Annotated in this window: 10 protein-coding genes; 9 read left to right on the forward strand and 1 reads right to left on the reverse strand. The window is 58.7% G+C overall.

Annotated features, from left to right (window positions below; translation table 11 throughout):
- The 4 genes from PFH44_RS17530 to PFH44_RS17545 form a co-directional block, all read left to right on the forward strand.
- On the forward strand, window positions 1-1,654 hold a 1,654-nt coding region (locus PFH44_RS17530; protein ID WP_283825670.1), incomplete at its 5' end, for an ATP-binding protein.
- Complete coding sequence (locus PFH44_RS17535; RefSeq protein WP_283825671.1) at window positions 1,651-2,346, forward strand: response regulator transcription factor; 696 nt, start codon at window positions 1,651-1,653, stop codon at window positions 2,344-2,346. The genes PFH44_RS17530 and PFH44_RS17535, both read left to right, overlap by 4 nt.
- 387 nt (window positions 2,347-2,733) lie before the next feature.
- Window positions 2,734-2,865: a small membrane protein gene (locus tag PFH44_RS17540; protein WP_159870208.1), complete on the forward strand. Its 132-nt coding sequence runs from the start codon at window positions 2,734-2,736 to the stop codon at window positions 2,863-2,865.
- 167 nt (window positions 2,866-3,032) lie between these two features.
- On the forward strand, window positions 3,033-3,650 hold the full coding sequence (locus PFH44_RS17545) for a transcriptional regulator (protein ID WP_283825672.1): 618 nt from the start codon (window positions 3,033-3,035) through the stop codon (window positions 3,648-3,650).
- Between the two features lie 319 nt (window positions 3,651-3,969).
- On the opposite strand, the gene PFH44_RS17550 is transcribed toward PFH44_RS17545, so the two are convergent.
- Window positions 3,970-5,238, reverse strand: coding sequence for a dicarboxylate/amino acid:cation symporter (locus PFH44_RS17550; RefSeq protein WP_045855755.1), 1,269 nt, complete (start codon window positions 5,236-5,238; stop codon window positions 3,970-3,972).
- Between the two features lie 1,114 nt (window positions 5,239-6,352).
- Here PFH44_RS17550 and PFH44_RS17555 point away from each other — a divergent pair.
- From PFH44_RS17555 to mdtD, 5 genes are all read left to right on the forward strand, one after another.
- The gene (locus PFH44_RS17555) at window positions 6,353-6,652 is read left to right on the forward strand and encodes a hypothetical protein (protein WP_283825673.1); all 300 of its coding nucleotides are present in this window, start codon (window positions 6,353-6,355) and stop codon (window positions 6,650-6,652) included.
- A gap of 321 nt (window positions 6,653-6,973) precedes the next feature.
- The gene (locus PFH44_RS17560) at window positions 6,974-8,221 is read left to right on the forward strand and encodes an MdtA/MuxA family multidrug efflux RND transporter periplasmic adaptor subunit (RefSeq protein ID WP_283825674.1); all 1,248 of its coding nucleotides are present in this window, start codon (window positions 6,974-6,976) and stop codon (window positions 8,219-8,221) included.
- A complete protein-coding gene (locus PFH44_RS17565) occupies window positions 8,221-11,343 on the forward strand; it encodes an MdtB/MuxB family multidrug efflux RND transporter permease subunit (protein ID WP_283825675.1) in 3,123 nt (1,040 codons plus the stop codon). The genes PFH44_RS17560 and PFH44_RS17565 overlap by 1 nt, the downstream gene beginning before the upstream one ends.
- Entirely contained in the window at window positions 11,344-14,421 is a 3,078-nt protein-coding gene (mdtC, locus tag PFH44_RS17570) for a multidrug efflux RND transporter permease subunit MdtC (protein ID WP_283825676.1), read from the forward strand.
- A gap of 1 nt (window position 14,422) precedes the next feature.
- Window positions 14,423-15,333 (forward strand): multidrug transporter subunit MdtD (gene mdtD / locus PFH44_RS17575; RefSeq protein ID WP_283825677.1); only part of this gene is annotated, 911 nt, incomplete at its 3' end.

Genomic DNA, 15,333 nt, shown 5'->3' on the forward strand with positions numbered 1-15,333 from the left:
GGTTGGCCCCTCTTTTGTCGACAACCTGACGGTATTCTATCGGCCGGCCGGCAGCGCTGCGCCCTGGATCCGCAAGACCTTCGGCGACCGCGCCCCGGCAAGGGAGAGCGATATCGACTATCGCGAAAGCGTACTGATTTTTCCGCCGCCCCCGGGCCCTGCGGGCTACGAGGTGGTTTTCCATCTCGAGAGCAGCAGCACCCTGATCCTGCTGGCAACCCTCTCCTCCCCCGAGGAGTTTGTCCAGTCGGCCACCATCGATACCGCCTTCTGGAGCTTCTATTTCGGCCTCGCCATTATCGCCAGCGGCATTGCCCTGTGGCTGGCCATCGCGCTGCGCCGTCGCCTGCTGTGGGGGATCTGCCTCTTCTCCCTCAACTACCCGCTGGTTGCGGCGCTGCACGGCTATCCGGAGTGGCTATTCGGCCAGGCGGTGCTGCCCGTTCAGGACTACATGATAAGCTGCCTGTCGCTGCTCAGCTACGCCACCGCGCTGTGGCTGCACGCCGAAGTGTTCGACCTGAAGAAGAACATGCCCAGGCTTTATCGCCTGCTGCTGCTGGCGGTGGGGTTGAACGTCGTGCTCCAGCTGAGCATTCCGCTGGGATTTTACGGCCTGGCGATGCAGATTGAGGCGGGGATATTCTTTATTGCCTCCCCGGTGCTGCTGACAACCTCCTGGATGCTGTGGAGGCGCAAAGCGATCGATTTAAATACGCTGCTCCTTGGCCTGCTTCCGCCGCTCTACGTCGCCTCGGCGGCGCTGGTATTGCTCTCGATACACGGCATCATTCCCTATCATCAGGCGATCTACTCCGCCTGGCAGTACGCGCTGATCGTCCATATCATCACCGTGCTGATCATCGCCGTACTGCGGGTGCGTGCGGAAAACCGCCGCCTGCTGCAGAAACAGCAGCTGGCGCGGGAGCTGCGCATCGAGCGCGAGGCCAGCTTTAACCAGCGCCAGTTTATGGGGATGGTGGCGCATGAGTTCAGAACGCCGCTGGCGATTATCCAGGCCGCGCTGGAAAACCTGCGCCTGTGCGCCGCAACCCTGGAGCAGGCGCCCCGGCTGGATCGCATGCAGCGGGCAACCACTCGCCTTGTGCAGCTCACCGATAACTGCCTGGCCGATGCCCGGCTCTCCTCCGAAGCGTTTTCCGTCGATAGACGGGACGCGGCGCTGCTGCCGGTGATTCAGATGGCGGCGACGGTGGTGGACCTTTCGCTGAAGCACAGCCTCAAGATCAGGCTCGGGGGCCATCTCGTGGCGCCCGATGCCCCCTCGCCGACGCTGTTTATTGATAGCGGGCTGCTGTGCGTTGCGCTGGCCAACCTGTTCGACAATTCGGTGAAGTATGCGCCCTGCGGCGAAATCAGCATCGATATCGCGCAAAAAGAGCGGTACATAGAGATAAGGATCCGCGACATGGGCCCGGGCATTGCCGCCGAAGCGATCGAGCTGATTTTTGAGCGCTACCGACGCGGCGAAACCCACGGCGCGTCTCCGGCCGGTACCGGCCTCGGGCTTTACGTCGCCAGGCAAATTGTCCAGGCCCACGGCGGCGATTTATGGCTGGCGGCGAACACGCCGACCGGCTGCGAATTTGCGTTAACGCTTCCCCTGACAGAACAGCAGAAGGCCAGGTTATGACATTACGCGTGGCTATCATTGAAGATAGCGCTGATTTACTCGATGAACTGCAGGCTTTTCTCCGCCACCGCGGGTTTGCGGCCTGGGGCGTACGCAGCGCCGAGGCGTTCTGGCGACAGCTGCACGCCAATCCGGTTGATATTGTACTAATCGATATCGGATTACCGGGAGAGGATGGCTTCAGCGTGCTGGAGTATCTGCATCAGCTCGGCCAGTTTGGTCTGATCGTGATTACCGCCCGAGGCCACCAGCAGGACAAGCTGCAGGCGTTAAACCTCGGCGCGGACTTCTACCTGATTAAACCGGTTAACTTTTCCGACCTTGCGACCACCATCCATGCGCTGGGCGCGCGGCTGAAGGAGCAACAGGCGGTGACGCCAGCGCCGCCGGCACGAGTGGCCGACCCATCGGTCTCCTCGTGGACGCTACAGGCCGAGCGGCTGGTGGCGCCGTCGGGGCTGATCCTTCCGCTGACGCAGCAGGAGTACCGGCTGATGGAGATCCTGATGCGCAACCGCAATGAAGTATGCAGCAAGGTCGATCTGCACGCCTGGCTCTTCACCAACGAAGGCGAACCCGAGCTGCACCGCATCGACGTGGTCATCAGCCGGCTGCGGCATAAGGCGCGCCTGCACGGTATCAGCCTGCCCATCCGCGCCATTTTCGGCAAAGGGCTGGCGTTTCTTTCCTGAGGATCGGTGGGCCAGCCCCCTCTTCGCGCCGGCATCATTATCGGTACATTATTCATTTTGCTGTAGTTGTTAATTTTTTCTCGCTTTTTGAGAGAAATGAGAGAAATGAGACTGACGCCTGTATTAGGAATTTTCTTACACTGATTTTGCGCCATCAAGCGCGGGCTGCCGGTGTCTTCCCTTTAGCGAACGGTCTGACAGGCACCGTTCGTGATACCGGCCGCCGGGTAAATATAACGATAACGCCGCCCCGCCTGACTTTACCGGTGCATTAACCGCGACGCAGCAGGCAGCGTAGAGCAAAGTTCACGCTTAGCTATTTTTTAGCACCATACACAATATTATTAGCGCCTGCTCCGGCAGGCACTGAGGGAAAGGAAATTCATCATGAACATGCAAACGGGGTTCGCCCTGCTGCTGTGCGTATTTTGTCTGTGTATTTCGGTCTACAGCCTGGTGTCCTATCTGAAGGATCGAAAAAAACAGAAGATGCCGTTTACCTACGGGCGTAAAAAATAACGCCCGGCGGATTTCTGGCAAGACGAAAAATAATGCGCCCAATAATAACCGGCAGCGGTAATAAGTCGATGCGCAGCTTTTTTCTGCATAACACACAGCAACCATCGCCTACGCCGGAGGTCCGGTCGCGCAATGGCGTCACGTTGACTTATAAAGGAAGTCACGCCATGAAAATAATTAATATTGCGCTTAACACCCGCAGCGCCTTTATCCGCGATGCGCTGGTTTACATGGTGAATGAACTCACCCAGGATCGCCCCGGCGTCCGGGTGAACTTCTCCTCGCGCAGTGATACCCTGGCGCACGAGGACATCATTTTCGCCGACCTTCTGCCGGGGGAAATTCACCTGTGCAATACGCTGATAAAAAATCGCAAGCCCGGCAGCTCGGTCATTATCCTGCATAGCTACGACGCCCTCCCGGAGCCGGACTGCATCGTCAACTGCCTGAGGGAGGTTATCTTTTTCGCCATCAAATCGGCCAGCGTGGCGCAGATGTGGGCGATTATCGAGAAGGCGCTAAAGAGCGCTGAAAATCCGCCGATTAAATTATTTAAGGACCCCGGGTTAATCTGCAACCACTGCCCGCACCAAACGCTATCGCGTTCGCAGGTCGCGGTGGCCCACGGTCTTATTCATGGATTTGATATTAGAAAAATCTCCGCCATCAACAAGGTGAGTATCAAAACGACCACCTACCATAAAAGTAAGATCATGGAAAAATACCGTCTTAATAACAACCACGACTTTTTTCAGTTTATGAATTTACTTAGAGAAAGAGGATAGCCTGCGTCATCGTCGGGGAATATTTGCGGCCCAGGGTTTAAATTTAGGAATTTATGGGGTTGCGCAGGGAGGCAATTCCTAAAAAAAAGCACCGTGCGGAAAAATAGCTTCTCATGCCCGCCAGACAGCGGATAACATCAGCGCATCCTCGGTATAAAGGCGCTTCACCGCGTGGTTATACAATAATAACAACGTATTTAGCGGGGAATTATTACTTCGTCACATCGCCCCTTGCGTGCCTGTTAGGGGCATCTTTTTATCTCGCCGCACCCGCGCGGCAGAAATAATACGCGCTCCGGCAAGAGCGCGTATGCCATCGTCAGGCCTGGACGCCCTGAGGCTCCGCCTCCGGCACCTCTTCCTGCAGCTGCCCCTCGTTTTTTGACAGCATCGCCGTCGCAATTCCGTTGCCCAGCACGTTAATAGCGGAGCGCCCCATATCAAGGAAATGGTCGATCCCCATCAGCAGCAAAATCCCGGCGACCGGAATATTGAAGCTGGGGATCGTCGCGGCCAGCACCACCAGCGCCGAACGCGGCACCCCGGCAATCCCCTTCGAAGCCAGCATCAGCGTCAGCATCATCACCGTAATTTCGCTGAAGCTGAGGTGGATGTTATACGCCTGAGCGATAAACAGGGAGGCAAAGGAGCAGTAGACCATCGAACCGACCAGGTTAAAGGAGTAGCCGATGGGCAAAACGAAGGAGACGATATTGCGCGAGCAGCCGAAGCTGACCAGCCGCTCCAGCGTCTTCGGATAGGCCGCTTCCGAGCTGCTGGTGGTAAAGGCGACCAGCACCGGATCTTTCAGCATATTGAGCAGGCGGAAGACCTCTTTTTTCAGCACCATATAGCCCACCGCCACCAGTACCGCGCTGGTGAGCAGTACCGCAACGTAGTAGCCGCCGATAAACGAGGCGTAGTTCAGCAGAATGCCCAGCCCCTGGGAGGCGATAACCGAGGAGATAGCGGCAAAAATCGCCAGCGGAGCCACGTACATCACGTATCCGGTCACCTTGAGCATAATGTGGGAGACCACGTTCAGCGCGGCCACCAGCGGGGCGTTAAATTTCTCCCCCAGCGATGCCCCGGCGATGCCAAAGAACATCGAGAAGACCACGATCTGCAGAATTTCGTTACTGGCCATCGCTTCGGTGATGCTGGTCGGAATGGTATGCGACAGGAACCCTTTCAGGCTCATCCCGCTGACCGCCAGCCCGGTATCCACGGACTCTTTGGGGATCGCCAGATTCAGGCCGTTGCCCGGATGCCAGAGGGTGACGATCACTAATCCCACCAGAATGGAGAGGATCGAGGAGGTGACAAACCACACCATCGCCTTACCGCCTACGCGACCGATAGTGGCGGTTTCGCCCAGCCGCATTATGCCGACGGTCAGGGTGCTGAAGACCAACGGTGCAATCACCATTTTGATCAGGCGTAAAAACATATCGGTGAAGAGCGTGATGTTATCCGACCATGCCGCGATGGCGGTCGGGGAGGCGTAGGCGTGAATTGCCGCGCCGGAAAGTATCCCCATCAGCATGAAGATAACGATGAAGAGCGTGAGTTTGTTTGCACTGGCCACTAAAATTACCCCTGATTTATTTAAGGAATTGTTTTCAAAGTGCATGTCTTTTTTTATTGGCGCGCTTTAAAACATTCACCGTATAAATTGAATAAAAGCCGCTATAGTTACAACTATTTTTTAGTTTATTAACGAAATAGTTGATATGACAGTTGATATACATCAAGCCACACCCGGTTGTGGCGCAATCCATATGCGGCCTTGCCGAGGGAGTTCCGGAGGTGCTGGCAAGCGCAGAGACCTTTATGAACAGCCTATTCTTTCCATCGCCAGACCGCTGCCGAACCGTTTTCGTTACGCTGCCGATAGCAGGTACCGGCCCGTAAACCGATCGTATCGCCCCGCGGACTGTTTAGCCGTATCGCGCTGCGCCAGGCGTCTAAGGCTCGCCAGAAATCTTCAGTAACGCCATAAGATTAGGGGATATGAAATAATTTTATCTATTCCACAATGTTCCGACTTAAGATAAGTACAGCCCAATAATAACCAGATCCATCATTCTTCAGATAAAGATCCTCCATCTTAAAACGCAATAACCGAATCATATTGTTATCATTCCAATAATCATAGTATCTAGCGTGCGAATTTATAATATTCACACTTTAAATACATCATCAACATAGCATTAGCAGCGCGAATAATATGAGGCAGGTCAAGCATTATGATTTTTATATTATCACCACGAATACCCTCACCAATATATATAAAATCATGCACATACTCCTTTCATAATCTGGGTTTTGACAGCAGAAGAATAAAGTGGTAATTATTAAAAGCAGCATAAATAAAAAACATGCTCACTCAGCGACAAACGAATGGACAACATTTTATTTTTGTGGCCTGAGCTATCTGCAAACATGTTCTACATGAATGAGTAGAGAAAACGATGTTCCCGAACGCCGGATAACAGAGGGCGCAAATGAATAAGTGGAGCAGTAATCAGATGAAAGCATCATTTATATTGTTTATGAAGTCGTTTTTTGTTTTTTATATCACCCAACTCATTTCCGGTAGCGGAGTTACAGGTAAAATAGTGCTTTACTCTTTATTTGGTGCAGCTATATGGGTGTTGTTATTAAAAATATTCCCGAACTTAACTAACAAGGAGTGACCAATGAGAGCGTTAACGAAAGAAGAAGTAAAAATAATTTCCGGTGGAGGAGTGGATCGTGAAGCAGTAGTTGTTGCAGGCAATATCGCGGGTGGATTACTCGGGAATTTTAGCCGAGTACCAAATGGGGGACTGTATGGTTCAACTGTAGGTGGCTATATTGCAGGTAAAGGTTACGATGCAATAGCCAACTCGCCAACAATTACCATACCAAACATTAATATAAACCCAATTACCCAAGGGATCCCGTCATACATCTCGCGTCCGGGAATGCATAGCTCTATATATACGAATGCAAATTAAGTAGCGTCAGGGGTATTATACCATACCCCTTTTTTATACAAAGCAGTTACCGTCCCACACATATTTACTTACATATGAAATAAGAGTATCAATATTTTCCCTGGCGGAGAAAGTGGCAATGATGTTCCCTACGAAGGTAACATCCCTGGTGATGAAGTACGCATCACCGAGGCTTGCACTTACACCAGCCAGCGAGTCCACTTTTGGAGTCTATCCAGACATATCTCAACAGTCTTTTCATAATTCCTCCATTTTTACGAGGCGTTCCCTCACTAAACTAGTATCATTTCGCGAAACGTTTCAGGATGAGATAGCTAAATAATGAAAGGCAGTCACACACTTCGTTGGGCAACCGCCCTGGCGGTCGTCATCGTTGCCGGTGCCGCATACTGGTTTTGGCAGGGTCGTGATACGGCGGGTGAAGCGCCTACGGCGGCGGCCGGGCACGGTGCGCCTGCTGCCGGCGGCCGTCACGGCCGCTTCGGCGCACCCCTGGCGCCGGTTCAGGCCGCTACGGCCACCAGCGAATCGGTGCCGCGCTATCTCAGCGGCCTCGGCACGGTCACCGCGGCTAATACGGTCACCGTGCGCAGCCGGGTCGACGGCCAGCTGCTGGCGATCCACTTCCAGGAAGGCCAGCAGGTTAAAGCCGGCGATCTGCTGGCGGAGATCGACCCCAGCCAGTTCAAAGTCGCGCTGGCGCAGGCCCAGGGGCAGCTAGCCAAAGATAAGGCGACCCTTGCCAACGCCAGGCGCGACCTCGCCCGCTACCAGCAGCTGGTCAAAAGCAATCTCGTTTCGCGTCAGGAGCTGGATACCCAGCAGTCGCTGGTCAGCGAAACCAACGGCACGATTAAAGCCGACGAAGCGGCGGTGGCCAGCGCCCAGCTGCAGCTCAACTGGAGCCGCATCGTCGCGCCCATCGACGGGCGCGTCGGCTTAAAGCAGGTGGATATCGGCAACCAGATCTCCAGCGGAGATACCACCGGTATCGTGGTATTAACGCAAACCCACCCGATCGATTTAGTCTTCACGCTGCCGGAAAATGACATCGCGGCGGTGGTTCAGGCGCAGAAGGCGGGTAAAGCCCTGCCGGTTGAGGCCTGGGACCGCACCAACAAGCAGAAAATCACCAGCGGCACGCTGCTCAGCCTGGATAACCAGATTGACGCCACCACCGGCACCATCAAGCTGAAAGCCCGTTTCAGCAACCAGGATGACGCGCTGTTCCCAAACCAGTTCGTTAACGCCCGCATGCTGGTGGATACCGAGCAGAATGCGGTGGTGATCCCCGCCGCCGCCCTGCAGATGGGCAACGAGGGCCACTTCGTATGGGTGCTGAACGCCGACAATAAGGTCAGCAAGCATACGGTGACGCCGGGTATTCAGGATAGCCTGAAGGTGGTCATTAGCGCCGGGCTTTCCGCCGGCGATCGCGTGGTCACCGACGGTATCGACCGCCTGACCGAAGGCGCGAAGGTTGAGGTCGTCGAGCCGCACAGCGCATCCACCGCCGCGCCGGAAAAAGCCACCAGCCGCGAATACGGCAAAAAAGGAGCGCGCTCCTGATGCAAGTCCTACCGCCGAGCAGTACGGGCGGCCCTTCCCGTCTCTTTATCATGCGCCCGGTGGCCACCACGCTGCTGATGGTGGCTATCCTGCTGGCCGGGATTATCGGCTACCGCTTCCTGCCGGTCTCAGCGCTGCCGGAGGTCGATTATCCGACCATTCAGGTAATCACCCTCTACCCTGGCGCCAGCCCTGACGTGGTGACCTCCGCGATCACCGCGCCGCTGGAGCGCCAGTTTGGCCAGATGTCCGGCCTCAAGCAGATGTCGCCGCAAAGTTCGGGCGGTGCCTCGGTGGTGACCCTGCAGTTCCAGCTGACGCTGCCGCTGGACGTCGCCGAGCAGGAGGTGCAGGCGGCGATTAACGCGGCCACCAACCTGCTCCCCTCAGACCTGCCTAATCCGCCGGTCTACAGCAAGGTGAATCCGGCCGATCCGCCGATTATGACCCTCGCGGTCACCTCTTCCGCCATTCCGATGACCCAGGTGGAGGATATGGTGGAAACCCGCGTGGCGCAGAAAATCTCCCAGGTCTCCGGCGTCGGCCTGGTGACCCTCGCCGGCGGCCAGCGTCCGGCGGTGCGTGTGAAGCTCAACGCGCAGGCGATTGCCGCCCTCGGATTGACCAGTGAAACCATCCGCACCGCGATTACCAGCGCCAACGTCAACTCGGCGAAAGGCAGCCTCGACGGCCCTTCGCGGGCGGTGACGCTCTCCGCGAACGACCAGATGCAGTCGGCGGAAGAGTATCGCCGGCTGATCGTCGCTTACCAGAACGGCGCGCCGATTCGCCTCGGCGACGTCGCTACCATCGAGCAGGGCGCGGAAAACAGCTGGCTGGGCGCGTGGGCGAACAACCAGCGGGCGATCGTCATGAACGTTCAGCGCCAGCCGGGAGCGAATATTATCGCCACCGCCGACAGCGTGCGCCAGATGCTGCCCCAGCTAACTGAAAGCCTACCGAAGTCGGTCAAGGTGCAGGTCCTTTCCGATCGCACCAACAACATTCGCGCCTCGGTGAGCGATACGCAGTTTGAGCTGATGCTGGCGATCGCCCTGGTGGTGATGATCATCTACCTGTTCCTCCGCAACGTCCCGGCGACTATTATCCCAGGCGTCGCCGTGCCGCTCTCGCTTGTGGGCACCTTTGCGGTGATGGTGTTTCTCGACTTCTCGATTAACAACCTGACGCTGATGGCCCTGACCATCGCCACCGGCTTCGTGGTCGATGACGCCATCGTGGTTATCGAAAACATCTCGCGCTATATCGAAAAGGGCGAAAAGCCGCTGACCGCCGCGCTCAAGGGCGCCGGCGAGATCGGCTTTACCATCATCTCGCTGACCTTCTCGCTGATCGCGGTGCTGATCCCGCTGCTGTTTATGGGCGATATCGTCGGCAGATTATTCCGCGAATTTGCCGTCACCCTGGCGGTGGCGATCCTCATCTCCGCCGTGGTGTCGTTGACCCTGACGCCGATGATGTGCGCGCGGATGCTGAGCCACGAATCGCTGCGCAAGCAAAACCGCTTCTCCCGCGCCAGCGAACGCTTCTTCGATCGGGTGATTGCCGCCTACGGCCGCCTGCTGGGCCGGGTGCTGAACCACCCGTGGCTGACCCTCAGCGTGGCGCTGGGCACCCTGGCGCTGTCGATTATGCTGTGGGTGTTTATCCCGAAAGGCTTCTTCCCGATCCAGGACAACGGCATTATTCAGGGCACGCTGCAGGCCCCGCAGTCGGCCTCTTTTGCCAGCATGGCCCAGCGCCAGCAGCAGGTCTCGGCGCTGATCCTCAAGGACCCGGCGGTGGAGAGCCTGACGTCGTTCGTGGGCGTCGACGGCACCAACCCGGCGCTGAACAGCGCCCGGCTGCAGATCAACCTCAAGCCGCTGAGCGAGCGCGACGACCGCGTCCAGACGGTTATCTCTCGGCTGCAGCGCTCGGTGGACGGCATTCCGGGCATCGCGCTCTATCTGCAGCCCACCCAGGATTTGACCATCGATACCACCGTCAGCCGCACGCAGTACCAGTTCACGCTGCAGGCCAACTCGCTGGATGCGCTCAGCAACTGGGTTCCGCAGCTGCTGACCCGCCTGCAGGCGCTGCCGCAGCTCTCCGACGTCAGCAGCGACTGGCAGGATAAAGGCCTGGCGGCGTACATCAACGTCGACCGCGACAGCGCCAGCCGCCTTGGGATCAGCATGGCCGATGTCGACAATGCGCTGTACAACGCCTTTGGCCAGCGCCTGATCTCAACCATCTATACCCAGGCCAACCAGTACCGGGTGGTACTGGAGCACGACACCCAGGCCACGCCGGGGCTCGCCGCGCTCGACGGCATTCGCCTCACCGGCAGCGACGGCGGCATCGTGCCGCTGAAATCGATCGCCACCGTTGAGCAGCGCTTTACGCCGCTGTCGATCAACCACCTCGACCAGTTCCCGGTGACCACCATCTCCTTTAACGTCCCGAACGGCTACTCCCTCGGCGATGCGGTGGAGGCGATTCAGGCCGCCGAACGGGCGCTGGATTTACCCACCGATATCCGCACCGAGTTCCAGGGCAGCACCCTTGCCTTCCAGTCGGCGCTGGGGAATACCGTCTGGCTGGTGGTCGCCGCGGTGGTAGCGATGTACATCGTCCTCGGCGTGCTGTATGAGAGCTTTATCCATCCGATCACCATTCTCTCCACCCTGCCGACCGCCGGCGTCGGCGCCCTGCTGGCCCTGTGGCTGGCCGGCAGCGAGCTGGACGTGATTGCCATTATCGGCATCATTCTGCTGATTGGCATCGTCAAGAAAAACGCCATCATGATGATCGACTTTGCCCTCGCCGCCGAGCGCGAACAGGGCATGCCGCCGCGCGAGGCGATTTATCAGGCCTGTCTGCTGCGTTTTCGCCCGATTCTGATGACCACCCTAGCGGCGCTGCTCGGCGCGCTGCCGCTGATGCTGAGCACCGGCGTCGGCGCGGAGCTGCGCCGCCCGCTGGGGATCGGTATGGTCGGGGGCCTGATGCTCAGCCAGGTGCTGACGCTGTTTACCACCCCGGTGATCTATCTGCTGTTCGACCGCCTGTCGCTGTACCTCAAAAGCCGCTTCCCACGGCGTGAGGAGGAGGCGTAAATGAAGTTTTTCGCCCTCTTCATTTACCGCCCGGTGGCGACGATTTTGATTTCGCTGGCCATCACCCTGTGCGGAATTCTCGGCTTCCGCCTGCTGGCGGTCGCCCCGCTGCCGCAGGTGGATTTCCCGGTGATAATGATCAGCGCCTCGCTGCCCGGCGCCTCGCCGGAAACCATGGCCTCCTCGGTGGCGACGCCGCTGGAGCGCTCCCTCGGACGCATTGCCGGGGTCAATGAAATGACCTCCTCCAGCTCCCTTGGCAGCACGCGCATTATTATGGAGTTCAACTTCGACCGCGATATCAACGGCGCCGCCCGCGACGTGCAGGCGGCGATCAACGCCGCGCAAAGCCTGCTGCCCAGCGGCATGCCGGGGCGTCCAACCTACCGCAAGGCCAACCCGTCGGACTCGCCGATCATGATCCTGACGCTCACCTCGGATACCTACTCCCAGGGCGAGCTGTACGATTTTGCCTCCACCCAGCTGGCGCAAACGATCGCCCAGATTGACGGCGTCGGCGACGTTGACGTCGGCGGCAGTTCCCTGCCCGCGGTGCGCGTGGACCTCAATCCGCAGGCGCTGTTTAACCAGGGCGTGTCGCTGGACGCCGTGCGCACGGCGATTGATAACGCCAACGTGCGCAGGCCGCAGGGGGCGCTGGAGGACGGCAGCCATCGCTGGCAGATCCACACCAACGATGAGCTGAAAACCGCCGCGGAGTATCAGCCCGTCATCGTGCACTACAGCAACGGCGCGGCGGTGCGTCTTGGCGACGTTGCCAACATCAGCGATTCGGTACAGGACGTGCGCAACGCCGGGATGACCAATGCCAAACCGGCAATTCTGCTGATGATCCGCAAGCTGCCGGAAGCCAATATCATCCAGACGGTGGACAGCATTCGCGCGCGCCTGCCGGAGCTGCAGAAAACCATTCCGGCGGCGATCGATCTGCAAATCGCCCAGGACCGCTCCCCGACGATCCGCGCCTCGCTGGAGGAGGTCGAACAAACGCTGGTGATTTCGGTGGCGCTGGTGATCCTCGTGGTGTTTCTGTTCCTGCGCTCCGGCAGAGCCACGCTGATCCCGGCGGTGGCGGTACCGGTGTCGCTGATCGGCACCTTCGCCGCCATGTACCTCTGCGATTTTAGCCTCAACAACCTGTCGCTGATGGCCCTGACCATCGCCACCGGCTTCGTGGTGGATGACGCCATCGTGGTGCTGGAGAATATCTCCCGCCACCTTGAGGCGGGGATGAAGCCGCTGCAGGCGGCGCTGCAGGGAAGCCGGGAGGTGGGCTTTACGGTGCTGTCGATGAGCCTGTCGCTGGTGGCGGTCTTTTTACCGCTGCTGCTGATGGGCGGCCTGCCGGGGCGTCTGCTGCGCGAGTTCGCGGTCACCCTGTCGGTGGCGATTGGTATATCGCTGGCGGTGTCATTAACCCTGACGCCGATGATGTGCGGCTGGCTGCTGAAAAGCGGCAAGCCGCACGAGCCCACGCGCAACCGCGGCTTTGGCCGCCTGCTAATCGCCGTTCAGGGCGGCTACGGCAAATCGCTGAAGTGGGTGCTGAGGCACAGCCGAATGACCGGCCTCGTCCTGCTGGGCACGATTGCCCTGAGCATCTGGCTCTATATCTCGATTCCGAAAACCTTCTTCCCGGAGCAGGATACCGGCGTGCTGATGGGCGGCATTCAGGCGGACCAGAGCATCTCCTTCCAGGCAATGCGCGGCAAGCTGCAGGACTTTATGAAAATCATTCGGGAAGACCCGGCGGTGGATAACGTTACCGGCTTTACCGGCGGCTCGCGGGTCAACAGCGGGATGATGTTTATCACCCTTAAATCCCGCGACCAGCGCCAGGAAACGGCGCAGCAGATCATTGACCGGCTGCGGAAAAAGCTGGCCAAAGAGCCGGGGGCGAACCTGTTCCTGGTGGCGGTGCAGGATATTCGCGTCGGCGGACGTCAGTCCAACGCCAGCTACCAGTACACCCTGCTATCGGACGATCTGGCGGCGCTGCGCGAGTGGGAGCCCAAAATTCGTAAAGCGCTGGCGGCGCTGCCCGAGCTGGCTGACGTCAACTCTGACCAGCAGGACAACGGCGCGGAGATGGACCTGATCTACGATCGCGATACCATGTCGCGCCTCGGCATCAGCGTGCAGGACGCCAACAGCCTGCTCAACAACGCCTTCGGCCAGCGGCAGATCTCCACCATCTACCAGCCGCTGAACCAGTACAAGGTGGTGATGGAGGTTGACCCGGTCTATACCCAGGACGTCAGCGCGCTGGATAAGATGTTCGTTATCAATAGCGAAGGCAAACCGATCCCGCTCTCCTACTTCGCCAAATGGCAGCCGGCTAACGCCCCGCTGTCGGTGAACCATCAGGGGCTTTCGGCGGCCTCCACCATCTCCTTTAACCTGCCGACCGGTAAATCCCTGTCGGAGGCCAGCGACGCCATCAACCGCGCCATGACCCAGCTCGGGGTGCCCTCCAGCGTGCGCGGCTCGTTTGCCGGAACCGCGCAGGTTTTCCAGGAGACCATGAATTCGCAGATCGTGCTGATTCTGGCGGCGATTGCGACGGTCTATATCGTGCTGGGGATCCTCTACGAAAGCTACGTGCATCCGCTAACCATCCTCTCCACCCTCCCCTCGGCGGGAGTCGGGGCGCTGCTGGCGCTGGAGCTATTCGGCGCGCCGTTCAGCCTCATCGCGCTGATCGGAATTATGCTATTAATTGGAATAGTGAAGAAAAACGCCATCATGATGGTCGACTTTGCGCTGGAGGCGCAGCGTAGCGGCAACCTGCCGCCGGAAGAGGCTATTTTCCAGGCCTGCCTGCTGCGTTTTCGCCCAATTATGATGACCACCCTCGCGGCGCTGTTCGGCGCGCTGCCGCTGGTACTATCCGGCGGCGACGGCTCGGAGCTGCGCCAGCCGCTGGGGATTACCATCGTCGGCGGCCTGGTGGTGAGCCAGCTGCTGACGCTGTACACCACGCCGGTGGTGTATCTGTTTTTCGATCGTCTGCGGCTGCGTTTTTCCCGAAAAGCCCGGCAACCGGTAAGCGAATAATATGACCGACCTCCCGTCCAGCGTGCGCTGGCAGCTATGGATAGTGGCATTCGGCTTCTTTATGCAGTCGCTGGATACCACCATCGTTAATACCGCCCTCCCCTCGATGGCCAAAAGCCTCGGGGAGAGCCCGCTGCATATGCATATGGTTATCGTCTCCTACGTGCTGACGGTGGCGATTATGCTGTCCGCCAGCGGCTGGCTGGCGGACCGGGTGGGAGTGCGCAATATCTTTTTCAGCGCCATTATCCTCTTCACTCTCGGTTCGCTGTTTTGCGCCCAGGCCAATACCCTCGACCAGCTGGTGCTGGCCCGGGTGCTGCAGGGCGTCGGCGGCGCCATGATGGTGCCGGTTGGCCGCCTGACGGTGATGAAAATCGTCCCCCGCGCGCAGTATATGGCGGCGATGACCTTCGTTACCCTCCCCGGCCAGATCGGGCCGCTGCTGGGCCCGGCGCTCGGCGGCGTGCTGGTGGAATATGCCTCCTGGCACTGGATTTTCTTAATCAATATTCCGGTCGGCATTATCGGCGCTATCGCCACGCTCTCGCTGATGCCGAACTACACCCTGCAGACGCGGCGCTTTGACATACTCGGCTTTATCCTGCTCGCCGCCGCGATGGCGACGCTGACCCTCGCCCTTGACGGCAAAAAGGGCCTCGGCATCTCTCCGCTGCTGCTGGCGGCGCTGGTGGCCATCGGCATCGCCTCCATCGGGCTCTATCTGTGGCACGCGCGGGGCAACGACGGGGCGCTGTTCAGCCTCGACCTGTTCCGCAACCGCACCTTCTCCCTCGGGCTCGGCGGCAGCTTCGCCGGGCGCATCGGCAGCGGCATGCTGCCGTTTATGACCCCGGTATTCCTGCAGATTGGCCTCGGCTTCACCCCGTTCCACGCCGGCGTGATGATGAT

It is taken from the genome of Klebsiella sp. Ech2A (assembly GCF_030078455.1).
Classification (GTDB): Bacteria; Pseudomonadota; Gammaproteobacteria; order Enterobacterales; family Enterobacteriaceae; genus Klebsiella; species Klebsiella terrigena.

Excerpts from the sequence above, each read along its gene's own strand:
- PFH44_RS17560 (WP_283825674.1), top strand. The coding sequence starts at position 6,974 with ATGAAAGGCAGTCACACACTTCGTTGGGCAACCGCCCTGGCGGTCGTC.
- PFH44_RS17540 (WP_159870208.1), top strand. The coding sequence starts at position 2,734 with ATGAACATGCAAACGGGGTTCGCCCTGCTGCTGTGCGTATTTTGTCTG.
- PFH44_RS17565 (WP_283825675.1), top strand. The coding sequence starts at position 8,221 with ATGCAAGTCCTACCGCCGAGCAGTACGGGCGGCCCTTCCCGTCTCTTT.
- PFH44_RS17535 (WP_283825671.1), top strand. The coding sequence starts at position 1,651 with ATGACATTACGCGTGGCTATCATTGAAGATAGCGCTGATTTACTCGAT.
- PFH44_RS17545 (WP_283825672.1), top strand. The coding sequence starts at position 3,033 with ATGAAAATAATTAATATTGCGCTTAACACCCGCAGCGCCTTTATCCGC.
- mdtC (WP_283825676.1), top strand. The coding sequence starts at position 11,344 with ATGAAGTTTTTCGCCCTCTTCATTTACCGCCCGGTGGCGACGATTTTG.
- PFH44_RS17555 (WP_283825673.1), top strand. The coding sequence starts at position 6,353 with ATGAGAGCGTTAACGAAAGAAGAAGTAAAAATAATTTCCGGTGGAGGA.